Source organism: Roseateles sp. GW835-FHT13E02, assembly GCF_058794035.1.
In genome coordinates this window covers 102,491-124,998 of the sequence record NZ_JBXAGJ010000020.1, presented here as the reverse complement: position 1 = coordinate 124,998, position 22,508 = coordinate 102,491, and the positions used below count along the sequence as shown (strand labels likewise).

Below are 22,508 nucleotides of genomic sequence, written 5' to 3'. Positions count from 1 at the left end.
CACAGTGAGCGCAGCGAACGGAGGGAGTTTGGCGCCGCTGAGCCGCGGAGTGAGCAGCGAGGGAAGTCGGCTCTCAGAGCCGACCCGCGAACCATGAGCCCGGCGGCGGGACGAGACACCGCAGCGAGAAAGATCAATCAAGACACCGGAGGTCCGCTATGTGCCGGTGTCGGTCGTTCGCCCCTGCTTTCGCCCAGACTCAAAAAACGGCGCAGAGGCGCCGTTTTGATGAGGGAAGGCGTGCAGCTTCAGGGGCTCAGCCGGCCAGCTTCTTCTTCAGCAGCTCGTTCACCAGGCTGGGGTTGGCCTTGCCCTTGGTGGCCTTCATGGCCTGGCCGACCAGGGCGTTGAAGGCCTTGTCCTTGCCGGCGCGGAACTCTTCCACCGATTTGGGGTTGGCGGCCAGCACCTCGTCGAGGATGGCTTCGATGGCGCCGGTGTCGCTGACCTGCTTCAGGCCCTTGGCCTCGATGATGGCGTCGACATCGCTGCTCTCTCCGCTCCACAGGGCTTCAAAGACCTGCTTGGCGGCGTTGTTGGAGATCGTGCCATCCTGGATGCGCTGGATCAGGCGGCCCAGCAGCTCGGGGCTGAGCGGGCTGGCCTCGATGCTGCGTTCCTCGCTGTTCAATCGGCGCGAGACTTCGCCTTGCAGCCAGTTCGCCACCAGCTTGGGCGCGCCACAGACGGCCTTGGCGGCTTCGTAGAAGCGTGCCGTGGCCAGGCTCTGGGTCATGAGGGTGGCGTCGTAGGCGGTCAGGCCATCGGCCTGCTCGAAGCGGGTGGCCATCACCGAGGGCAGCTCGGGCATCTCTTGCTTGACCCGCTCGATCCAGTCGGCGCCGATCACCAGCGGCGGCAGGTCGGGGTCGGGGAAGTAGCGGTAGTCGGCCGAATCTTCCTTGCTGCGCATGGCGCGCGTCTCACCCGTGTCGGGGTTGAACAGCACGGTGGCTTGCTGGATCTTGCGGCCGTCCTCGATCTCGTCGATCTGCCAGTTGACCTCGTAGTCCACGGCCTGCAGCAGGTAGCGGAAGCTGTTGAGGTTCTTGATCTCGCGGCGGGTGCCGAAGGGCTCGCCGGGCTTGCGCACCGAGACGTTGACGTCGCAGCGGAAGGAGCCTTCCTGCATATTGCCGTCGCAGATGCCCAGCCACATCACCAGGGCGTGCAGGGTCTTGGCGTACTCGCAGGCCTCGGCGGCGGAGCGCATCTCGGGCTCGGAGACGATTTCCAGCAAGGGCGTGCCGGCACGGTTCAGGTCAATGCCGCTCTGGCCGTGGTAGTCCTCGTGCAGGCTTTTGCCGGCGTCTTCCTCGAGGTGGGCGCGGGTCAGCTGCACGACCTTCTTCTCGTCGCCGACGAAGAATTCGACCTTGCCGCCTTGCACCACCGGGATCTCGAACTGGCTGATCTGGTAGCCCTTGGGCAGGTCGGGGTAGAAATAGTTCTTGCGCGCGAAGATGGACAGCGGCGCCACCTTGGCGCCCACGGCCAGGCCGAAGCGGATGGCGCGCTCGACCGCACCGCGGTTCAGCACCGGCAGGGTGCCCGGCAGGGCCAGGTCCACGGCCGAAGCCTGCGTGTTGGGCTCGGCGCCGAAGGCGGTGGAGGAGCCGCTGAAGATCTTGGAGACGGTGGACAGTTGGACGTGGTTTTCCAGGCCGATCACGACCTCGTAGCCACGGATCAATTTGCTGCTGCTAGATGCCATGTGCTTAGATTCCTGCGGGAGCGGCACGGTGCCAGTCGGTGGCTTGCTGCAGCGCGTGGGCGGTGTGCAGCAGCTGGCCTTCCTTGAAGTAGTTGCCCAGCAGCTGCAAGCCGACGGGCATGCCGCCTTCGCCCAGGCCCACGGGCACGCTCATGCCGGGCAGGCCGGCCAGCGAGCCGGGCAGGGTGAAGATGTCGGCCAGATAGGCCTTGACCGGGTCGTCCTTGCCCTCGCCATGCTTCCAGGCCACGGTGGGCGCCACCGGGCCGGCGATCAGATCGCACAGCTGGAAGGCCTGCTGGAAATCGTCGGCAATCATGCGGCGCAGCTTTTGCGCCTGCAGATAGTAGGCGTCGTAGTAACCGTGAGACAGCACGTAGCTGCCGATCATGATCCGGCGCTTGACCTCGGCGCCGAAGCCTTCGGCACGGGTCTTCTTGTACATGTCCAGCAGGTCGTCGAACTGGGCGGCGCGGTGGCCGAACTTGACACCGTCAAAGCGGCTCAGGTTGGAGCTGGCCTCGGCCGGGGCAATGATGTAGTACACCGGAATCGCCAGCTCGGTGCGCGGCAGGCTCACGTCCACCAGGGTGGCGCCGAGCTTTTCCAGCTCGGCCAGGCCGGCGCGCACGGCGCTGTTGACGTCGGCCGACAGGGCAGCGGGGAAGAACTCGCGCGGCAGGCCGATGCGCAGGCCCTTGAGCGGCTGGGCGGCGGTGGCGCCCTCGCGGGCGCTCAGCATCTGGGCGTGGAAATCCTGCGGGGCTTGTTGCACGCTGGTGGCGTCACGCTCGTCAAAGCCACTCATGGCCGAGAGCAGCAGGGCGCAGTCCTCGGCCGAGCGGGCCATGGGGCCGGCCTGGTCCAGGCTGGAGGCGAAGGCGATCATGCCGTAGCGGCTGCAGATGCCGTAGGTCGGCTTGATGCCGGTGATGCCGGTGAAGCTGGCCGGCTGGCGGATCGAGCCGCCGGTGTCGGTGCCGGTGGAGGCTGGCAGCAGGCGTGCGGCCACCGCAGCGGCCGAGCCGCCCGAGGAGCCACCCGGCACGCGGCTGGCGTCCCAGGGGTTGGCCACCGGCTGGTAGGCCGAGTTCTCATTGGCCGAGCCCATGGCGAACTCGTCGCAGTTGAGCTTGCCCAGCGAGACCGTGCCGGCCGCATTCAGGCGCGCCACCACGGTGGCGTCGAAGGGGCTGCGGTAGCCGGCCAGGATCTTGGAGCCGGCCGTGGTCGGCATGTCGGCGGTGACGAAGATGTCCTTGTGCGCCAGGGGCACGCCGATCAGGGCGCCGCCGGCTTGGGCGCCTTCGCCGGCGGCCAGGCGGGCATCCGCCGCACGGGCGCGGGCCAGGGCATGGTCCGCGTCCACATGGAGGAAGGCGCCCAGTTGACGGTCGCTGGAATGGACGCGCTGCAGCAGGTGCTGGGTCAGCTCAACGCTGGAGAACTGCTTGTCGCGCAGGCCTTGGCCCAGCTCGGCCACGCCCAGGTCGTGCAGGGGGGTGTTGTTCGAGATGCTCATTCGATGACCTTGGGAACCAGGAACAGGCCGTCTTCCACGGCCGGGGCGCTGCGCTGGTTGAGTTCGCGCTGGTTGCTTTCGGTGACGGCGTCCTCGCGCAGGCGCAGATGCACCTCCTGGATGGCCGACAGCGGGGTGTACAGCGGCTCGACGCCGGCGGTGTCCACCGCGCTCATCTGCTCGACGATGGAGAAGAAGTCATTCAGCTGGGGCAGCAGGGCGGCGCTTTCGGCCTCCTGCAGCTCCAGGCGCGCCAGATGGGCGATGCGGCTTACGTCTTGTGGTGTCAAGGCCATGGGAAAACCGGGTCCGGAGGTGGCGGAAACATCGGCCGTGGCGAGCTGTAAAGAGCGCAACAAACGGCCCGTCCCAGCCGATAACTAGGGGGTGATCGGGTATTATCTCCGCTTATCTCCAATGTCACGGGGCTGCGTGGCCGCAAGGGCTCACCCAGCCTCGTTGCATATGGCGAACACCGAACAGCCCGACCCCCTCTTTTCCGACCTCCCGACCAACCCGCGAGTCACCCACGATCTCCAGCCCACAGGCTCAGATGTCGGTACTTTGCGCTCCAGACACATCATGTTCGCTTCCCTGCGCCGCTATTTCTCCTCCGACCTCGCCATCGACCTGGGCACCGCCAACACGCTGATTTATGTGCGCGGTAAGGGCATCGTGCTGGATGAACCCTCGGTCGTGTCGATCCGCCACGAAGGTGGCCCGCACGGCAAGAAGACCATCCAGGCCGTGGGCCGCGAGGCCAAGGCCATGCTGGGCAAGGTGCCGGGCAATATCGAGGCGATCCGCCCGATGAAGGACGGCGTGATCGCTGACTTCACCGTCACCGAGCAGATGCTCAAGCAGTTCATCAAGATGGTGCACGACTCCAAGATGCTGCGCCCCAGCCCGCGCATCATCATCTGCGTGCCCTGCGGTTCCACCCAGGTCGAGCGCCGTGCCATCCGCGAATCGGCCCTAGGCGCCGGTGCCTCCGAGGTCTACCTGATTGAAGAGCCGATGGCGGCCGCGATCGGCGCCGGCCTGCCGGTGTCGGAAGCGTCGGGCTCCATGGTCGTGGACATTGGCGGCGGCACCACCGAGGTGGGCGTGATCTCCCTGGGCGGCATGGTCTACAAGGGCAGCGTGCGCGTCGGCGGCGACAAGTTCGACGAAGCCATCATCAACTACATCCGCCGCAACTACGGCATGTTGATCGGCGAGCCCACCGCCGAAGCGATCAAGAAGAACATCGGCAGCGCCTTCCCGGGTTCCGAGGTCAAGGAAATGGAAGTCAAGGGCCGCAATCTGGCCGAAGGCGTGCCGCGCAGCTTCACGATTTCGTCCAACGAGATCCTGGAAGCCCTGACCGACCCGCTGAACCAGATCGTCTCCGCCGTGAAGAACGCGCTGGAACAGACCCCGCCCGAGCTGGGCGCCGACATCGCCGAGCGCGGCATGATGCTGACCGGCGGCGGCGCCTTGCTGCGCGATCTGGACCGCCTGCTGGCCGAGGAAACCGGCCTGCCGGTGCTGGTGGCCGAGGATCCGCTGACTTGCGTGGTGCGGGGTTGCGGGATGGCTTTGGAGCGCATGGAACGCCTCGGCTCCATCTTCACCTCCGAGTGATGGCGGGGGCCTGCTGCGCGGGCGCCAGGCGTTGTTGGGCGGTGCTTGGAATCCTCACGTACAGGAAGTACGTTCCGGTTCCTGCGCTCCGGCCGCCTAGCCTGACACCCGCTCGCGACGGCCTGCCACCTGTTTTGTTTCTCGTCCGATAAGCCGCAACGCAGCGAGTTGAGTCGACATCGCCATGCCTCTCGGCCCCCCAGATCGCAACCCGCCACCATTTTTCCGCCAGGGCGCGTCGGCCCAGGCGAGGTTGCTGCTGTGCGCGGCGCTGGCGGTGTTCTTGATGGTGGCGGATGCGCGCTTTCATGTGGTGGGGCCGGCGCGGGCGGGCTTGGCCTTGTTGCTGCACCCGTTTCAGCGCCTGCTGCTGACACCGGTGGATGCCTGGGAGAGCTTCGAGGCCTACCGGCTGGGCACGCAGCGGGCCATGGAGGCCGAGGCGCTGGCGCGCCAGCAGCTGGTGCAGCAGGCCGAGCGCCTGGCGCGTGCGGCCCAGCTGCAGGCGGAAAACCAGCGCCTGCGTGCGCTGCTGGAGCTGCGCCCGGCGCTGGAAGTGGCTTCGCTCTCGGCCGAGGTGTTGTACGAAGCGGCCGACCCCTACTCGCGCCGCGTGGTCATCGACCGCGGCAGCAAGCATGGCGTGCAAGCCGGCTCGCCCGTCATCAACGATGCCGGCGTGCTGGGCCAGGTCACCCGGGTCTACACCTTGTCGGCCGAAGTGACCCTGCTGAGCGACAAGGACGCGGCCATCCCCGTGCTCAACACCCGCACCCAGGCGCGCAATGCTGCCTTCGGCAGCAGCGACGGCAACGGCATGGAGCTGCGCTTTCTGGCCGCCAATGCCGACATCAAGCCCGGTGATTTGATGGCCACCTCGGGCCTGGACGGGGTCTACCCCTCCGGTCTGCCGGTGGCCAAGGTGAGCTCGGTCGAGCGCCGCGGCGACACCAGTTTTGCCAGCGTGCGCCTGCAGCCCGTGGCCCAGCCTGACAGCGTGCGCCATGTGCTGGTGCTGCAGCCGCAGGAGCAGCATGCCAAGGCCATGGCTGAAGCCGCGGCCGCACAGGCTGCCGATGCGGCCTCGGCCGCCCAGCTCAAGGCGCAGCGCAAGGCCGCCGCGGCCCAGGCCAAGGCCGAGGGCAAAACCGAAGGCAAGAGCGAAAAATCAGATGCGGGAGCTGCCCCATGATCATGCCGCGCGGCGCCGGTCAGCTGCTGCTGCCGGTCAACCCAGCTTTCATCGCCCTGAGCTTGTTCCTGGCCTTGCTGGCCGATATGGTGCCGATCGGCCGTTTCCCGGCCATGCCTGATTTTCTGGCCGTGGTGCTGGTGTTCTGGGGCGTGCACCAGCCGCGTCGGGTCGGCGTGGTCTGGGCCTTTGTGCTGGGCCTGATGATCGACATCCACCACGGCGCCCTGCTGGGCCAGCATGCCCTGGCCTACAGCCTGCTGAGCTTCGGTGCCATCACCCTGCACCGCCGCCTGACCGGCTTTAGCCTGGGCGCGCAGGCCCTGCAGGTGCTGCCGCTGTTCGTGCTGGCGCATGCCGTGTCCTTGCTGGTGCGCCTGGCCGTGGGCGGCATGTGGCCGGGCTGGTTGCTGCTGCTGGCGCCGGTGTTCGAGACCCTGCTCTGGCCGCTGGCCAGCGTGGTGCTGCTGGCGCCACAGCGCCGCGCGCCTGATCGCGACGCCCACCGCCCGCTGTGAGGCGGCCTGCCGAGCTGTCGATGAACACGCAGACGAAGAAGAAAAAGACCGCGCGATGACGGTGCTCAAGAACGTCAAGCAGGAGCTGGGCCGCTTCCGCCTGCGCTTGCTGGCCGCGGCGGCCTTTGTGCTGTTCTGCTTCGGCCTGCTGCTGGCGCGCCTGGTGTTCCTGCAGGTGATCCAGCATGAAAGCCTGTCGGACCGTGCCGAGTCCAACCGCATCACGGTTGTGCCCATCGTGCCCAACCGCGGCCTGATCAAGGACCGCAATGGCATCGTCCTGGCCAGCAATTACTCGGCCTACACCTTGGAGATCACGCCCTCCAAGGTGCCCGATCTGGAGGCCACCATCGATGCCCTGGCCCAGGTGGTCGAGGTGCAGCCGCGCGACCGCCGCCGCTTCAAGCGGCTGATGAGCGAGAACAAGAATTTCGAATCCCTGCCCATCCGCACCAAGCTGAGCGAGGCCGAGGTGGCGCGTTTCACCGCGCAGCGCTTCCGCTTTCCCGGCGTCGAGATCAAGGCGCGGCTGTTCCGCAGCTACCCGCTGGGCGAGGTGGGCTCGCACCTGATCGGCTACATCGGCCGCATCAACCAGGCCGAGAAAAAGGCCATGGACGAGTGGGAAGAAGAGGACATCGCCAACTACCGCGGCACCGAGTACATCGGCAAGCTGGGTCTGGAGCAGAGCTACGAGCGCGAGCTGCATGGCATCACCGGCTTCGAGCAGGTGGAAACCAGCGCCGGCGGCCGCGCCGTGCGCCGCCTGGCCCACCGGCCGCCAACGCCGGGCAACACGCTGATGCTGTCCATCGACATCCGCCTGCAAGCCCTGGTGGAGGAGCTCTACAAGGACCGCCGCGGCGCCCTGGTCGCCATCGACCCGCGCAACGGCGAGGTGCTGGCCTTTGTTTCCAAGCCGACCTTCGACCCCAATCTCTTCGTTGACGGCATCGATGCCGACAGCTGGCGCGACCTCAACGAAGACCTGGACAAGCCCCTGCTGAACCGTGCCCTGCGTGGCACCTACCCGCCGGGCTCGACCTTCAAGCCCTTCATGGCCATGGCCGCGCTCAACAGCGGCAAGCGTTCGGCGAGCACGGTGATCATGGACAACCTGACCTACAGTTTCGGCGGCCGCACCTTCGGCAGCCCGGAAAGCGACCGTCCGGGACCCAAGGACATGCGCCTGGCCATCGTCAGCTCGTCCAATGTCTACTTCTACAGCCTGGCCAATGAGATGGGCGTGGACTTGATCCACGACGAGCTGGAGCCCTTCGGCTTCGGCCGCAAGACCGAGATCGATGTGCAGGGCGAAGTCTCGGGCGTGCTGCCCTCGCAGGCCTGGAAGCGCCGCTACTTTGCCCGCAGCCCGGCCAACCAGAAGTGGTTTGCCGGCGAGACCATCTCGCTGGGCATCGGCCAGGGTTACAACAACTTCACCATGCTGCAGATCGCCACCGCCGTGTCCACGCTGTCGACCGGCGGCCAGCGCTTCAAGCCCCGTCTGGTGCGTGAGATCGAAGACGTGGTGCGTCATGAGCAGCGCCGCATCGCCAGCGATGCCCTTCCGCCGCTGCCACTCAAACCCGAGCAGGTCGAGGTGATCCGCAATGCCATGTACGGCGTGACGGTGGAGGGCACTTCCACCGAGGTGTTCCGTGGCGCCGGCTACAAGAGCGGCGGCAAGACCGGCACGGCTCAGGCCGTGGGCCTGAAGGCGGGCGAGCGCTACAAGGACATCAAGGCCGACGAGCGCAAGCGCGACCATTCGCTCTACGTCGCTTTTGCGCCGCTGGAGGCGCCCACCATCGCCCTGGCTGCGATTGTCGAGAACGCCGGCTTTGGCTCCACCTCGGCCGCGCCGATTGCGCGTCGGGTGTTTGATTTCATGCTGATGGGCCAGTACCCCAGCGAAGAAGACATTGCCCTGACCCAGCAGGGCAAAACGAAGGCGCCCGTGGGCCAGCCGCGTCGCATCGATCAGGTGCCGCTGCCGGGCCAGGTCTCGCAGGCGGAGGCAGCAGCATCCGGCGTCGTTGCTGCTGCATCGGCCGCATCGGGCGTGGCGGCGACGGCACCCACGGCTGCGTCAGCGCCTCGTATCCCCTCGCCCGCGGCGCGGCCATCGTCTGCGGTAGCGCCCTCGAGACCCGCCTCTGCCCCTCGTGCCCTGCCTGCTGTCGCCTCCGGAGTTAGTCCATGAGTGCCAATGCCTTCAACGGTCCCAGCTGGTGGCAGCGCCTGCGACCCTGGTTCTCCGGCTTCGATCTGCCCTTGCTGCTGTCTATCGCCTGGCTGATGGGGCTGGGTCTGGTGAGCATGTATTCCGCGGGTTATGACCATGGCACGCGTTTTGTGGACCATGGTCGCAACACCTTGCTGGCGATTGCCCTGATTTTTCTGGTGGCCCAGGTTTCGCCGCAGCGCATGATGGCTCTGGCTGTGCCGCTGTACACCGTGGGCGTGGCGCTGCTGGTGGCCACGGCCTTGTTCGGCATCACCAAGAAGGGCGCGACGCGCTGGCTCAATGTCGGCGTGACGCAGATCCAGCCCTCGGAGATCCTCAAGATCGCCGTGCCGCTGATGCTGGCCTGGTGGTTCCAGAAGCGCGAAGGGCAGCTGCGCCTGCCGGACTTTGTGGCCGCCTTCATCCTGCTGGCTGTTCCCGTGGGCCTGGTGGCCAAGCAGCCCGACCTGGGCACCTCCATCCTGGTGCTCTCGGCCGGCTTGTATGTGATCTTTTTTGCCGGCCTGTCCTGGCGCTTGATCATCCCGGCCTTTGTGCTGGCGGGGGCGGGGATCACGGCCCTGGTGGTGAGCGAGGAGGCGATCTGCCAGCCCGATGTGACCTGGCCGGTGCTGCGCGAGTACCAGAAGAACCGCGTCTGCACCCTGCTGGACCCGACCAAGGACCCGCTGGGCAAGGGCTTCCACATCATCCAGGGCGAGATCGCCATCGGCTCCGGCGGCCTGACCGGCAAGGGCTTCATGAAGGGCACGCAAACCCATCTGGAGTTCATTCCCGAGCGCACCACCGACTTCATCTTCGCCGCCTACGGCGAGGAGTTCGGCCTGTTCGGTGCCCTGGGGCTGCTGCTCGGCTTCACAGCCCTGATCCTGCGCGGGCTGATGATTGCCTCGGACGCACCCACGCTGTTCTCGCGGCTGATGGCGGGGGCCATCACGCTGAGCTTCTTCACCTATGTGTTTGTGAACATGGGCATGGTCAGCGGCATCCTGCCGGTGGTGGGTGTGCCCTTGCCCTTCATCAGCTACGGCGGCACGGCCATGGTGACCCTGGGCTTTGGCCTGGGTCTGTTGATGTCGATCGCCAAATCGCGGCGCTTCAACCGCTCCTGAGCCCGCCTCACTCCGTGGCGGGCTGAGCCGGCCGCGCATGGAAGCGCACGGTGAAGCGCGCGCCGGGGCCCTGGCCATCGGGTTCGGGCTGTTGACCGGGGCGGCGCGGGCGGGTGTCGTCCAGGCTGAGCTCGGCCTCATGCTGCTGGGCGATCTCGCGCACGATGGCCAGGCCCAGACCGGAGCCATCGACATTGGTGCCCAGGGCCCGGTAGAAGGGCTGGAAGACCTTGTCCCGCTCACTCTCGGGAATGCCCGGGCCGGAGTCTTCCACCTGCAGCACGCTGACCTGGCCGAAGGGGTCTTCGACGATGCGCACGGTGACCGTGCCGCCGGCCGGCGTGTAGAGCAAGGCGTTGTCCACCAGGTTGCGGATCAGCTCGCGGATCAGCAGGGCGTGGCCGTGCAGGGTGAGGCTGCTGGCTTCGGGGTCGGGGCCCTCGTAGCCCAGGTCGATGCGCTTGTCGAGCGCGCGCGGCACGAAGTCGCGCACGGTCTCGGTGGCCAGCTCGGCCAGATTGACCTCGCCACGCCGGGCCGCATGCTCCTGGTCCTCGGCCCGGGCCATGGCCAGCAGCTGGTTGACCATGTGGGCGGCGCGCTGGCTGGACAGGGCGATTTGTTGCAGCGAACGCTTCAGTTCAGCGGGCTCGCTGCGGCCTTCGTCAATCTCGCGCTGGGCAAATTCCGCCTGCGTGCGCAGGCCGGCCAGCGGGGTCTTGAGCTGGTGGGCGGCGTCGGCCAGGAAATGCTTCTGGCTGCTGATGGACTGGTCCAGGCGCGCCAGCAGGTCGTTGATGGCCCGCACCAGAGGCGCCACCTCGTCGGGGATGCGGCGCTCGTCGATGGGGCTCAGGTCCGAGCTTTCTCGCGAGCGGATGCGGCGCTGCAGCTCGTTGAGCGGGGCAATGCCACGCGCCAGCGCCAGCCAGACCAGCAGCACCGCCAGCGGCAGGATCACGAACTGCGGCAGGATCACGCCCTTGATGATTTCGTTGGTCAGGCGCGAGCGCTTGCCCAGCGTCTCGGCCACCTGCACCAGCATGGTTTGCGTGCTGCCCGCCATGCCCTCGGGCGACACCCAGAGGTAGGCCACGCGCACGCGTTCGCTGCCCATGTCTTCATCGCGGAAATGCAGCTCCCAGGGCACGATGACATCGTCCTCGGGCGGCACGGGCAGCTTGGCATCGCCGTTGAGCAGCTCGCCGCGCAGGCCCAGCACCTGGTAGTAGACGGTGTCGGTTTCGTCCGCGCGCAGCAGGGCCGCTGCCTCCGGGGCCAGGGCGTAGCGGGAGCGGGCGCTGCGCCCCTCGGGCAGCGGCGCGGCCGAGGCCACTTGCAGGCCCAGGGTGCGGGCCATTTCGCCGAGCTCGCGGTCGTAGGGCCGGCTGGCGATGCCTTGCGCCACCAGCCAGGTCAGGGCCACGCTGATCGGCCAGATCAGCAGCAAGGGCGCGAGCATCCAATCGAGGATCTCGCCAAACAGCGAGCGTTGGCCGGTTTCAGCCGCCATGGTGGGGCAGGCTCCGGTTGGGCGCGGGCGTGGGCTTCAAGCGCCGGGCTGGATCTTTTCCAGGCAGTAGCCCAGGCCGCGCACGGTGGCGATGCGGATCGGGCCTTGCTCGATCTTCTTGCGCAGGCGGTGGATGTAGACCTCGATCGCGTTGTTGCTGACCTCTTCGCCCCACTCACAGAGGCGCTCGACCAGCTGGTCCTTGCTGACCAGGCGGCCGGCGCGCTGCAGCAGTACTTCTAGCAGGCTCAGCTCGCGGGCCGAAAGCTCGATCATCTGGTCGTTGATATAGGCGACGCGGCCGGTGGCGTCGAAACTCAGCGGGCCATGCTTGATCACCGAGGAGGCCGTGCCCAGGCCGCGCCGGGTCAGGGCGCGCACGCGGGCTTCCAGTTCCTGCAGTGAGAAGGGCTTGGCCATGTAGTCGTCGGCGCCCAGGTCCAGGCCCTTGACGCGTTGCTCGACGCTGTCGGCCGCCGTCAGGATCAGCACCGGCATGGAGGAGCCTCGGGCGCGCAGCTTGCGCAGCACCTCCAGGCCATGCAGGCGCGGCAGGCCCAGATCCAGGATGACCAGATCGAACTCATGCGAAGCCAGGGCCGCATCGGCCTCGGTGCCGCTGCCGACCTGATCCACCGCATAACCGGAGGCGCGCAAGGAGCGCAGCAAGGCATCGGCCAGGACTTGGTCATCTTCGGCAATCAGGATGCGCATGCGTCAGTCTCCATCACTCATGGCCAGGGGGCTAGTTCCCGCATTCTAGGGATGCCAGCCAGGGCTTCGGCGGCTCACAGCTGCTTGTGCGCGGTGAAATCAAGCGCCATCCGAATTTTGACTTCATCAATTGCTGGCTCATCCAGTGAGCCAGTGGCGCCCTAGGATTCAGCGATGACACGGCGAGCGCCGAAACGGCTTGCCAAAGTTCAATCGTCAAACTACTGTACAAACATACAGATTGCGACATAATCCGCCCAGCCCTTTTCAGGAGAACGAATCATGGATGCCCCCGTCAAAGCCCTCAACACCGAAAAAGCCAAGGCCCTGCAAGCCGCCCTCAGCCAGATCGAGAAGCAGTTCGGCAAGGGCTCCATCATGCGCCTCGGTGAAGGCGAGGTGATCGAGGACATCCAAGTCGTCTCCACCGGCTCCCTGGGCCTGGACATCGCTCTGGGGGTCGGTGGCCTGCCGCGCGGCCGTGTGGTCGAGATTTACGGCCCGGAGTCCTCGGGCAAGACCACCCTGACCCTGCAGGTCATCGCCGAAATGCAAAAGCTGGCCGGTACCTGCGCCTTCATCGACGCCGAACACGCGCTGGACATCCAGTACGCGCAAAAGCTGGGCGTCAATCTGCAAGAGCTGCTGATCAGCCAGCCCGACACCGGCGAACAGGCCCTGGAAATCGTCGACGCCCTGGTGCGCTCCGGCTCGGTCGACCTGATCGTGGTCGACTCCGTGGCCGCGCTGACGCCCAAGGCCGAACTCGAAGGCGAAATGGGTGACTCCCTGCCGGGTCTGCAAGCCCGCCTGATGAGCCAGGCCCTGCGCAAGCTGACCGCCACCATCAAGAAGACCAACTGCATGGTCATCTTCATCAACCAGATCCGCATGAAGATCGGTGTGATGTTCGGCAGCCCTGAAACCACCACCGGCGGCAATGCGCTCAAGTTCTACGCCTCGGTGCGCCTGGACATCCGCCGCATCGGCTCGATCAAGAAGGGCGATGACGTCATCGGCAGCGAAACCAAGGTCAAGGTCGTCAAAAACAAGGTCTCGCCTCCGTTCAAGACCGCCGAGTTCGACATTCTTTACGGCGAAGGCATCAGCCGCGAAGGCGAAATCATCGACATGGGTGTGATTGCCAAGGTGGTCGAAAAGTCGGGCTCCTGGTACGCCTACCAGGGCGAGAAGATCGGTCAAGGCAAGGACAACGCCCGCGAGTTCCTGCGCGAGAACCCCGACATCAGCCGCGAGATCGAAAACCGCATCCGTGAATCCCTGGGTGTGGCGCTGCTGAATCCGACCGAAGCGGCCGAGTAAGGCCGCCCCGCTGCGGCAGCCCGGCCTGCAACCGTTTTGCCAGGCCTCGGGGCACCTGGCCGCGGCGGCGCTTGAAGCCCTGCGGCTTGGCTGCCCGGTGTGCTGCCGAGCCCCGAACTTCAACTTTTCTCGTGAGTGCTGCCCAGCCCCTCTCTCTGAAGGCCCGGGCCATTGCCCTTTTGGCCCAGCGTGAGCATAGCCGCAGCGAGCTGCGGCGCAAGCTGCTGCGCATCGCCCGCGATCAGCGGGCTGCCGCTGCGCGCCAGTCGGCCTCGGCGAAGGAAAGCCTGTGCGGCGGCCCGGCCTGGTTCGAGCCGCTGTCGCCGGAGTCGCCCGAGCGCTTGAGCGCGCGCGAGCAAGACGAGGGTGGCGCGCGTGATATCTCCGAAGTGGGTGACTCGGAAGAACCCGCTGCCGCCATTGCCGCCGAGGTGGATGCCCTGCTGCTGTGGCTGCAGGAGCGAGGCTATCTCAGTGAGGAGCGCTTCGTCGATGCGCGCATCCATGCGCGGGCACGACGCTTCGGCAGCCAGCGCATCCAGCAGGAGCTGGCGCAGCACGGCGTGCAAATGAGCGCCGAACAGCGGGCCAGCCTCAAGGACAGCGAGCTGGCCCGAGCCCGAGAGGTCTGGCAGCGCAAGTTCGCCGGCCGCTGGCCTGAGGATGCCGCCATGCGCGCCAAGCAGACGCGTTTCCTGATCAGCCGGGGTTTTGGCAGCGAGGTGGTGCGCCGCGTCTTGCGCGGCCCGGCGGACGAGGACGAAAGCTGATCTCGACCGGCCGCCGCACCAGCCCTGCGTCCTTGATCCGGGTCAACCCTGAGTGAATTGTCACCTTGGGCGACCGCCGAACTGGCTGCGCGACAGCTTGGTGAAAGGCTTGGTGCAGTGCGACATGCTACATTCTCGCCCTGCGCAAATGCCCGGCGGGCGGCGGTTTCATGCCGTTAGATGCCGGTTTGCGAAGCCGTTTTGCCACCCATGTCTCTCTCATCCCCCACCTCCGAGCGCCGTTTGCTGCATCGCCGCGCCATCGATGTGCAGGTCTATGCACGCGATGATGGCCTCTATGAGGTCGAGGCTGGGTTGACCGACACCAAGACGCGCGACCTGCCTCTGGCCACGGGTCTGCGCCTGGCCGGTGACCCCATCCACGCCATGCAGCTCCTGCTGACGGTGGATGCCGAACTCAATGTGCTGGCAGCCCGCTCTGCCACCACCTGGATGCCTTACGCCGGCGTGTGCGACGAACATGGCGATGCCTACGGCCGCTTGGTCGGCCTAAACCTCATGAAGGGCTTCCGCCTGGGCCTCAAGGAGCGTCTGGCTGGCGTCAAGGGTTGCACGCACCTGACCGAGCTCTGCCAGATCCTGCCCACCGCCGTCATACAAGCCTTTGCAGGCCTGGTGCTGGATGTGCGTGAAGGCAGTGCTGAGGGCCTGCCGCCCTTCCAACTCGACCGCTGCCACGCCCTGCGACGCGATGGCGAGGTCGTTCGTACCCATTACCCTCGCTGGTACCGCAGTGCCGACGCAGCCTCACCGCTGGCCGCCGTCACCGCGATGCCCGCCTCCACTTCCTGACTTTCCTCACAAGCGAGACCCCTATGAAGATTCACGAGTACCAGGGCAAGGAAATCCTGCGCCAGTTCGGCGTGCCGGTGCCGCGCGGCATCCCGGCTTTCACGGTGCAAGAAGCCGTTGAAGCCGCTCAAAAGCTGGGCGGCCCGGTCTGGGTGGTCAAGGCGCAGATCCACGCCGGTGGCCGTGGCAAGGGCGGCGGCGTCAAGCTGGGCCGTTCGCTGGATGACGTGAAGTCGTTGTCCGAGCAGATCCTGGGCATGCAGCTGATCACGCACCAAACCGGCCCGGAAGGTCAAAAGGTGCGTCGCCTCTACATCGAAGAAGGCGCTGACATCAAGAACGAACTCTACGTCTCGCTGGTCACCGACCGCGGCACGCAGAAGGTGGCCTTCATCGCTTCCAGCGAAGGCGGCATGGACATCGAGGAAGTGGCCCACTCTACCCCCGAGAAGATCCTGACCGAGATGATCGACCCGCTGGTCGGCCTGACGGTCGAGCAAGCCAAGAAGATCGCCGGTGGCATCGGCCTGACGGGCCACTCGGTGGACCAAGCCGTCGACCTGTTCCAGAAGCTCTACAAGTGCTACATGGACACCGACGCGTCGCTGGTGGAAATCAACCCGCTGAACTGCGATTCCAAGGGCAATCTGATCGCCCTGGACGCCAAGTTCAACTTCGACGCCAACGCCCTGTTCCGTCATCCTGAAATCGTGGCCTACCGCGATCTGGACGAAGAAGATCCGGCCGAAGTGGAAGCCTCCAAGTTCGACCTGGCTTACATCAGCCTGGACGGCAATATCGGCTGCCTGGTGAACGGCGCCGGTCTGGCCATGTCGACCATGGACACCATCAAGCTGTTCGGCGGCGAGCCGGCCAACTTCCTGGACGTGGGCGGCGGCGCCACCGCCGAGAAGGTCACCGAAGCCTTCAAGATCATGCTGAAGAACCCTGAAGTGAAGGGCATCCTGGTCAACATCTTCGGCGGCATCATGAAGTGCGACACCATCGCCGAAGGCGTGATCACTGCCTGCAAGGCCGTGAACCTGTCCGTGCCGCTGGTCGTGCGCATGAAGGGCACCAACGAAGAGCTGGGCAAGAAGATGCTGGCCGAATCCGGCCTGCCCATCATCGCCGCCGACACCATGGCCGAAGCCGCGACCAAGATCGTCGCCGCTGTTGCCTGAGTCTGCCTAAGCCCACGCAAGGAAAAAAATCATGTCGATTTACATCAACAAAGACACCAAGGTCATCACCCAGGGCATCACCGGCAAGACCGGCCAGTTCCACACCCTGGGCTGCCAGGCCTATGCCAACGGCAAGAACGCCTTTGTGGCTGGCGTGAACCCCAAGAAGGCCGGCGAGAAGTTCTCGGACATCCCAATCTACGCCACGGTCAAGGAAGCGGCTGCGCAAACCGGCGCCACCGTGTCGGTGATCTATGTGCCGCCCGCAGGCGCCGCTGCTGCCATCTGGGAAGCCGTCGAAGCCGACCTGGACCTGGCCATCTGCATCACGGAAGGCATCCCCGTCCGTGACATGCTGGAAATCCGCAACAAGATGAAGGCCAAGGAAGCGGCCGGCGGCAAGAAGACCTTGCTGCTGGGCCCCAACTGCCCCGGCCTGATCACGCCCGATGAAATCAAGATCGGCATCATGCCCGGCCACATCCACCGCAAGGGCCGCATCGGCGTGGTCTCGCGCTCGGGCACGCTGACGTACGAAGCCGTGGCACAGCTGACCGAAATCGGCCTGGGCCAGTCCAGCGCCGTCGGTATCGGTGGCGATCCGATCAACGGCCTGAAGCACATCGACGTGATGAAGGCCTTCAACGACGATCCGGACACCGACGCCGTCATCATGATCGGTGAAATCGGTGGCCCGGACGAAGCTGAAGCCGCTCGCTGGTGCAAGCTGAACATGAAGAAGCCGGTGGTCGGTTTCATCGCTGGCGTGACCGCCCCTCCGGGCAAGCGCATGGGCCACGCAGGCGCACTGATCGCCGGTGGTGCCGACACGGCCGATGCCAAGCTCGCCATCATGGAAGAGTGCGGTTTCACCGTGACCCGCAACCCGTCGGAAATGGGCAAGCTGCTCAAGGGCCTGCTCTGATTCGCTGAGAGCTGGCCACGGCGGCCGGCCGGTGCCGAATGCGTAATTTCACGCATCGCGCCGGCCTCGCCTGGCACCAGACTGCACGCTCCGCCGTGCAGCCACGCAAAAAGGGGCAGCAGCCCCTTTTTTCATGCCTGCGTGCTTTGAACCATGCCTTCGCTATAGTGGGGCGCGACGCCGATGTCAGGCGTGCGCTCCCGGCAGGCAGCAACTGTTGAAACGAGTATGGACACCTTGACGAGTCCCGAATTCTGGTTGGCCGTCGGCCAGATCATCATGATCGACATCCTGCTGGGTGGCGACAACGCGGTGGTCATCGCCCTGGCTTGCCGCAAGCTGCCCGATGCGCAGCGCACCAAGGGCATCATCTGGGGCACCGCCGGCGCCATCGTGCTGCGCGTGGTGCTGATCTTCTTTGCCCTGACCCTGCTGCAGGTGCCGTACCTGAAGATTGTCGGCGCCGCCTTGCTGCTGTGGATCGGCATCAAGCTGCTGGTGCCGGAAGATGAAGACGAGCACGGCAACATCCAGGCCAGCGACAAGCTCTGGGCCGCCGTCAAGACGGTGATCGTGGCGGATTTCGTCATGAGCCTGGACAACGTGATCGCCATCGCCGGTGCGGCGCAAAGCAGCGGCGGCGACCACCAGATGCCGCTGGTGATCTTTGGTCTGCTGGTGTCCATCCCCATCATCGTCTGGGGCAGCCAACTGGTGATCAAGTTGATGGACCGCTTCCCGGCCGTCATCACCCTAGGCGCCATGCTGCTGGGCTGGATCGCGGGCACCATGGCCGTGGGTGACCCGGCCCTGAGCAGCTGGGTGCCGACCGTACCGGGCGCCAAGGAAGGCAGCAGCCAGGTGATGCCGGCTCTGCACTACGGTGCCGGCGTGGCGGGTGCGCTGCTGGTGTTGGCGCTGGGCCGCTGGATGGCCTCGCGGCAGAAGCCGGCCGAGGCCTGAGCGGCCGCCGCGTGCAAGAACACAGGTGAACGGGCATGGCAGGTTTCTGGAAACGGTGGCTGGGCAAGCCCGACACGGTGGATGGCGAAGCCTCGACGGTGCCCGAGGCCTACCCGACGCTCAGCCCGGCCGGACCGGGCCTGCAAGCCTATGAGCTGCAACGTGAGTTGGGGCGCGGCGCCATGGCCGTGGTGCACCTGGCACGCGAGCGCGCCAGCGGCCAGTTGGTGGCCATCAAGCGCCTGGCGCTGCAGCGCGAATTCGCCGCCGAAGACCTGATCGATGTGCGCCAGCGCTTCATGCGCGAGGCTCGTGCCGCCGGTCATCTGCAGCATCCTGACATCCTGCATGTGCTCGACGCCGGCGAGGCGGGCGCAGATGCCTGGATCGCGATGGAGTATGTCCAGGGCAAGGACCTCAGCCACTTCACCCGGCCGGGTCAGCTCCTGCCCTTGCGTGAGGTGCTGCACTTGGCGCGGCGCCTGGCGCTGGCCCTCGATTACGCGCATGGCCAGGGTGTCGTGCACCGCGACATCAAGCCCGCCAACGTGATGCTGGATCGCGAGCACGATGTCCTCAAGATCATGGACTTTGGCATCGCCCGCATTGCCGACGGCAGCCGCACCCGTACCGGCCTGGTTTTGGGCACGCCGTCCTTCATGTCGCCTGAGCAACTGGCCGGGCTCAAGGTGGACGGGCGCAGCGATCTCTATTCGCTCGGCGTCATGGTCTACCAGCTGCTGACCGGCCACCTGCCGCATCAATCGGATTCCATGGCCAAGCTGATGTACCAGATCGCCAACGAGCCGCCGCCCGATGTGCGCCACCATCGCCCCGGTCTGCCCGAGTCGCTCGCGCTGGTGCTGGCCCTGGCGCTGGAAAAGCGGCCCGAGTTGCGCTATGCCAGCGGCGCGCAGATGGCCCAGGATCTGGAGGCCGTGCTGCAGCAACTGCCGGCCACCGCGCCGGCGGCAGAGGCCGTTTCCGGGACGGAAGCCCCAGTGCCGGTGACGACGAAGCCCGAGTCGGGGACTGTCGACGCTTTTGCACAAACAGTCCGCTTGAATAAGGCGGAAGCAGGGCAAAATCCCCCCGCATCGCAACCAGACACAAAGCCATGACCCTGGAGTTCTTCAGCGCCACCGATGTCGGCCGCGCCCGCGACAACAACGAGGATTCGGTTGCTCTGGATGAGTCCGTGGGTCTGGCGGTGCTGGCCGATGGCATGGGGGGTTACAACGCCGGTGAAGTGGCGAGTCAGATGCTGACCGGCTTCATCCGAGCCGAGCTGGGTCGGTGGCTGAAAGAGGCCGGAGCCACGGCCAGCGTCGGCGATGTGCGTCGCGCCATGGACATCTGCGTGGACAACGCCAACCGCGCCATCTTCAATGCCGCCAACACCAACCCGCGTTATGCCGGCATGGGCACGACCCTGGTGCTGGGTGTGTTCCGGCCCGAGGGCTTGCTGCTGGGGCACGTCGGTGATTCACGCGCCTACCGCTTGCGCGGTGGCCAGCTGACCCAGATCAGCCGCGACCATTCCCTGCTGCAAGAGCAGCTCGACGCTGGCCTGCTGACGCCTGAAGAGGCAGTCTTCTCCAGCAACAAGAATCTGGTCACGCGCGCGGTCGGCGTAGAAGACGCTGTCATGCTGGAGTTGCACCAGCATGAAGTTCAACCTGGGGATCTCTACCTGTTCTGCTCGGACGGTCTGTCCGATATGCTGGACGACGATGCCCTGCGCCAGTTGTTGATAAACCACCCTTCGCTGTCCGAAGCGGCCCAAGCCTTGATAGATGGGGCCAATGACATGGGCGGCCGGGATAATATCGCGCTGGTGCTGGTTCGTGCCGAGGGCCGCGTGCGGTCGGAAGGGCGGGCCTGGTGGCCGTTTGGCAAGCGCTGATGGGCTGGTTTTCGGCCGTGAGGCCTGTCGCGACCGGTCGCCGACTCGGGCATCGTCTGTAGCAGTCACAACTCTTGCGGCGCACAGAGGGCTGCCGCCAACACAAGTAAGAAGACAACAGGATCGAGGTCAAAGCATGGGCAAGCTGGTGGTGTCGCTCGACGGCGTGGTGATCAAGGACGTGCAGATCACAAAGGACAAGACCACGCTCGGGCGCCGGCCCTACAACGATATCGTGATCGACAACCTCGCGGTCAGCGGTGAGCATGCCGTGCTGCAGATGGTGGGCGCCGATGTCTTCATCGAAGACCTCAATTCGACCAACGGCACCTACATCAACGGCAAGGCGATCAAGAAGCAGCTGCTGGCCAACAACGACATCGTCGAGATCGGCAAGTACAAGATCAAGTTCCTGCTCGAGGACAGCGGCGACTACGAAAAGACCATGATCCTGAAGCCTGGCTCGGGTGCGCCCAGCGGCTTCGGTCTGCCATCCAATTTCGGCTCCCTGCCCTCGGCCTCGGCGGCCGCACCAGCCACCATTCGGGTGCTCACCGGTGCCGCAGCCGGTCGTGAGGTCAGTCTGACCAAGGTGGTCACCACCGTCGGCAAGCCTGGCGTGCAGGTGGCCTCCATCACCAAGCGCCCCAGCGGTTATGTGTTCGCCCATGTGGAAGGTGCTGCACGGCCCAATGTCAATGGCGTGCCGCTGACCAGCGAGTCGGTCGCCCTCAAGAGCGGTGATGTGATCGAGTTGGCCGGCACGCAAATGCAGTTCGTGCAGGGCTGATCGCCCCGGCCGTCCCGGTTTCAGGCTTCAGAGCGCCACAAAGTTGGCCTGAATTGCCGGCAAATGGCGCCAAGCTGGGATTAACCCTGCTGTTGCGCCCGCCTTTGTGCGCAATGCGCCGTGCACAATCTGTCACACAGGCAGTCGCATGGGCATGGCACCGCTGCCTGGCCAAGATCATTGACTTGCAAACTGATCGCGTCTGCGCGGGCTGGATGCCGCCTGCGCCACGCCAGCGTATCGGGTGCCGCCCTTGCTTTCGAAAGGCCGCTGTGAGTTTCGATACGTCATCCGCTGCCGATCTGACCTTGCCGCATCGCCAGCCCCCGGGCACGTCCTTGCGGCGCCGCACGGTCTGGGTGGTCCTGCTGCTGAGCGTGTTTCTGGTGGGCGTGACGGATGCCATCCATCTGCGCCATCAGGCCCAGGCGCATGCCGCGGCCTTCGAGGCCGAACTGTTGGCCCTGCCCAAGGTCTACGGTCAAGCCCTCGCCAGCAGCATGGCTGAGCTCAGCGCGGGGGAGCGGCCGGGCGGTGCCACCCAGGTGTTGATCGACAAGCTCAAGGCGCGGCCTGGGGTGTTGTCGGTCGAGCTGAAGACTTCGAGCGGCGCGGTGCTTGCCAGTGGTGATGCCAGCCTGCGTGGTCAGGCCGATGTGCGTCAGATCGATTTCGAGCTCGGCCCGCCGGCCTCGGGCGGTGCCCTGGTGCAGGTGTTGGCGCAAGAAGAAGCGGCGCAACGGGCTTTCATGCGAGAGGCCTTGCCGGCCCTGCTTTTGCGCGATCTGGCGCTGGTGATGTTGTTGAGCCTGAGTCTGATGCTGGTGCTGGATCGCATGATGCTGCGGCCTTTGCGTCGACTGGCCGATCGCGCGGATGAGCTGGATCCGCTTGATGCACCGCAGGCTTTGAGCCATGCGGCCTTGGCCGAACAGCCGGCGGAGCTGGCGCGCGTCTCGCGCTCGCTGGCGCGGGTGCAGCAGGGCCTGTGGCTGCAATGGCAGGACGAAAGCCAGCGCGTCTCCCAATTGCAGCAGCAACTGCAGGCCCAGAGCCAGCAATTGCTGGCGGCACAGCAGGCTTTGGAGCAAAAGAACCGCGAACTGGGCAGTCTCAGCCGATCCGATGCCTTGACCGGTCTGGCCAATCGGCGCGAGTTCGACGAAGCCTTGCGACGCGAGTTCAAGCGCGCCCAGCGGCAGCGCGGCCAGCTGGCGCTGGCGGTGCTCGACCTCGACCATTTCAAGAGCTACAACGAACGCTACGGCGCAGCCGCGGGCGATCTGGTGTTGCAGCGTTTCGCGCAACTGCTCAGCGAGCGCTTCAAGCGTGACACCGATTTCGTGGCCCGCCTGGGTGGGGAAGAGTTTGTGGCCTTGCTGCCCGGCTTCGGCCTGGACGTCACGCAAGAGCTTTTGGAGCAGCTGCGCGAAGAGCTGCGTGCCCTGGCCCTGCCGCATGAGGGCGGTGTGAGTGGCCCGTGGCTGACGGTGAGCATCGGCCTGGCGGCCTACAGCCCGGCGCATCCCTATCTGAGCCCGCAAGCTTTGATGCAAGCGGCCGATGAGGCGCTCTACATCGCCAAGCATGCCGGTCGTGACCGGATCAGCCTGGCTTCATCCAGCAGCTTGGCCGAGCGCGTCTGATTTTCAAAGCCCGCCCCGGGGCTGGC

General features: G+C 65.9%; 20 protein-coding genes and 1 pseudogene. 16 read left to right on the top strand and 5 right to left on the bottom strand.

Going from position 1 to position 22,508, the window contains the following annotated elements; genetic code table 11:
- Nucleotides 1–256 precede the first annotated feature (256 nt).
- Genes gatB through gatC form a run of 3 tightly spaced genes read right to left on the bottom strand, consistent with a single transcriptional unit; the run spans nt 257 to nt 3,532 of the window.
- Complete coding sequence (gene gatB, locus AC1Q6P_RS18750) at nt 257–1,714, bottom strand: Asp-tRNA(Asn)/Glu-tRNA(Gln) amidotransferase subunit GatB (RefSeq protein ID WP_492665375.1); 1,458 nt, start codon at nt 1,712–1,714, stop codon at nt 257–259.
- Between the two features lie 4 nt (nt 1,715–1,718).
- The gene (gatA, locus tag AC1Q6P_RS18745) at nt 1,719–3,236 is read right to left on the bottom strand and encodes an Asp-tRNA(Asn)/Glu-tRNA(Gln) amidotransferase subunit GatA (protein WP_492665376.1); all 1,518 of its coding nucleotides are present in this window, start codon (nt 3,234–3,236) and stop codon (nt 1,719–1,721) included.
- A complete protein-coding gene (gene gatC / locus AC1Q6P_RS18740) occupies nt 3,233–3,532 on the bottom strand; it encodes an Asp-tRNA(Asn)/Glu-tRNA(Gln) amidotransferase subunit GatC (protein ID WP_102768597.1) in 300 nt (99 codons plus the stop codon). Before gatC ends, gatA begins: the two co-directional genes overlap by 4 nt.
- 286 nt (nt 3,533–3,818) lie before the next feature.
- Here gatC and AC1Q6P_RS18735 point away from each other — a divergent pair, with 286 nt between their 5' ends.
- From AC1Q6P_RS18735 to rodA, 5 genes are all read left to right on the top strand, one after another.
- The gene (locus tag AC1Q6P_RS18735; RefSeq protein WP_102768596.1) at nt 3,819–4,862 is read left to right on the top strand and encodes a rod shape-determining protein; all 1,044 of its coding nucleotides are present in this window, start codon (nt 3,819–3,821) and stop codon (nt 4,860–4,862) included.
- A gap of 184 nt (nt 4,863–5,046) precedes the next feature.
- On the top strand, nt 5,047–6,054 hold the full coding sequence (mreC, locus tag AC1Q6P_RS18730) for a rod shape-determining protein MreC (RefSeq protein ID WP_492665377.1): 1,008 nt from the start codon (nt 5,047–5,049) through the stop codon (nt 6,052–6,054).
- Nucleotides 6,051–6,572 carry a rod shape-determining protein MreD gene (gene mreD, locus AC1Q6P_RS18725; RefSeq protein ID WP_102768594.1) on the top strand — a complete coding sequence of 174 codons (522 nt, stop codon included), beginning with the start codon at nt 6,051–6,053 and terminating at the stop codon, nt 6,570–6,572. The genes mreC and mreD overlap by 4 nt, the downstream gene beginning before the upstream one ends.
- Before the next feature lie 55 nt (nt 6,573–6,627).
- The gene (gene mrdA, locus AC1Q6P_RS18720) at nt 6,628–8,778 is read left to right on the top strand and encodes a penicillin-binding protein 2 (protein ID WP_492665378.1); all 2,151 of its coding nucleotides are present in this window, start codon (nt 6,628–6,630) and stop codon (nt 8,776–8,778) included.
- A complete protein-coding gene (gene rodA, locus AC1Q6P_RS18715; RefSeq protein ID WP_102768592.1) occupies nt 8,775–9,935 on the top strand; it encodes a rod shape-determining protein RodA in 1,161 nt (386 codons plus the stop codon). Before mrdA ends, rodA begins: the two co-directional genes overlap by 4 nt.
- Before the next feature lie 7 nt (nt 9,936–9,942).
- On the opposite strand, the gene AC1Q6P_RS18710 is transcribed toward rodA, so the two are convergent.
- Both AC1Q6P_RS18710 and AC1Q6P_RS18705 read right to left on the bottom strand, forming a co-directional pair.
- On the bottom strand, nt 9,943–11,448 hold the full coding sequence (locus AC1Q6P_RS18710) for a sensor histidine kinase (RefSeq protein ID WP_102768591.1): 1,506 nt from the start codon (nt 11,446–11,448) through the stop codon (nt 9,943–9,945).
- A 36-nt stretch (nt 11,449–11,484) separates the two neighbouring features.
- Entirely contained in the window at nt 11,485–12,162 is a 678-nt protein-coding gene (locus tag AC1Q6P_RS18705; RefSeq protein ID WP_102768590.1) for a response regulator transcription factor, read from the bottom strand.
- Nucleotides 12,163–12,444: 282 nt separating this feature from the next.
- Between AC1Q6P_RS18705 and recA the strand changes: the two genes are divergently transcribed.
- From recA to AC1Q6P_RS18650, 11 genes and pseudogenes are all read left to right on the top strand, one after another.
- Nucleotides 12,445–13,485, top strand: coding sequence for a recombinase RecA (gene recA / locus AC1Q6P_RS18700; RefSeq protein ID WP_492665379.1), 1,041 nt, complete (start codon nt 12,445–12,447; stop codon nt 13,483–13,485).
- Nucleotides 13,486–13,616: 131 nt separating this feature from the next.
- Nucleotides 13,617–13,712 (top strand): annotated as a pseudogene (locus AC1Q6P_RS18695) (recombination regulator RecX); the annotation flags it as partial.
- Nucleotides 13,713–13,874: 162 nt separating this feature from the next.
- Complete coding sequence (locus tag AC1Q6P_RS18690; RefSeq protein ID WP_492703289.1) at nt 13,875–14,255, top strand: regulatory protein RecX; 381 nt, start codon at nt 13,875–13,877, stop codon at nt 14,253–14,255.
- A 210-nt stretch (nt 14,256–14,465) separates the two neighbouring features.
- Nucleotides 14,466–15,068, top strand: a complete 603-nt coding sequence (locus tag AC1Q6P_RS18685) for a DUF2889 domain-containing protein (RefSeq protein ID WP_492665380.1) — start codon at nt 14,466–14,468, stop codon at nt 15,066–15,068.
- Nucleotides 15,069–15,091: 23 nt separating this feature from the next.
- The gene (gene sucC / locus AC1Q6P_RS18680) at nt 15,092–16,252 is read left to right on the top strand and encodes an ADP-forming succinate--CoA ligase subunit beta (RefSeq protein ID WP_102768587.1); all 1,161 of its coding nucleotides are present in this window, start codon (nt 15,092–15,094) and stop codon (nt 16,250–16,252) included.
- Nucleotides 16,253–16,283: 31 nt separating this feature from the next.
- On the top strand, nt 16,284–17,177 hold the full coding sequence (sucD, locus tag AC1Q6P_RS18675) for a succinate--CoA ligase subunit alpha (RefSeq protein ID WP_102768586.1): 894 nt from the start codon (nt 16,284–16,286) through the stop codon (nt 17,175–17,177).
- 228 nt (nt 17,178–17,405) lie between these two features.
- Entirely contained in the window at nt 17,406–18,140 is a 735-nt protein-coding gene (locus AC1Q6P_RS18670) for a TerC family protein (protein ID WP_102768585.1), read from the top strand.
- 35 nt (nt 18,141–18,175) lie between these two features.
- Nucleotides 18,176–19,261: a serine/threonine-protein kinase gene (locus AC1Q6P_RS18665; RefSeq protein ID WP_492665381.1), complete on the top strand. Its 1,086-nt coding sequence runs from the start codon at nt 18,176–18,178 to the stop codon at nt 19,259–19,261.
- Nucleotides 19,258–20,046, top strand: a complete 789-nt coding sequence (locus AC1Q6P_RS18660; protein ID WP_102768583.1) for a Stp1/IreP family PP2C-type Ser/Thr phosphatase — start codon at nt 19,258–19,260, stop codon at nt 20,044–20,046. Before AC1Q6P_RS18665 ends, AC1Q6P_RS18660 begins: the two co-directional genes overlap by 4 nt.
- Nucleotides 20,047–20,182: 136 nt before the next feature.
- The gene (locus tag AC1Q6P_RS18655) at nt 20,183–20,836 is read left to right on the top strand and encodes an FHA domain-containing protein (RefSeq protein ID WP_102768582.1); all 654 of its coding nucleotides are present in this window, start codon (nt 20,183–20,185) and stop codon (nt 20,834–20,836) included.
- A 272-nt stretch (nt 20,837–21,108) separates the two neighbouring features.
- Complete coding sequence (locus AC1Q6P_RS18650) at nt 21,109–22,482, top strand: GGDEF domain-containing protein (protein WP_492665382.1); 1,374 nt, start codon at nt 21,109–21,111, stop codon at nt 22,480–22,482.
- The last annotated feature ends 26 nt before the right edge of the window (nt 22,483–22,508 follow it).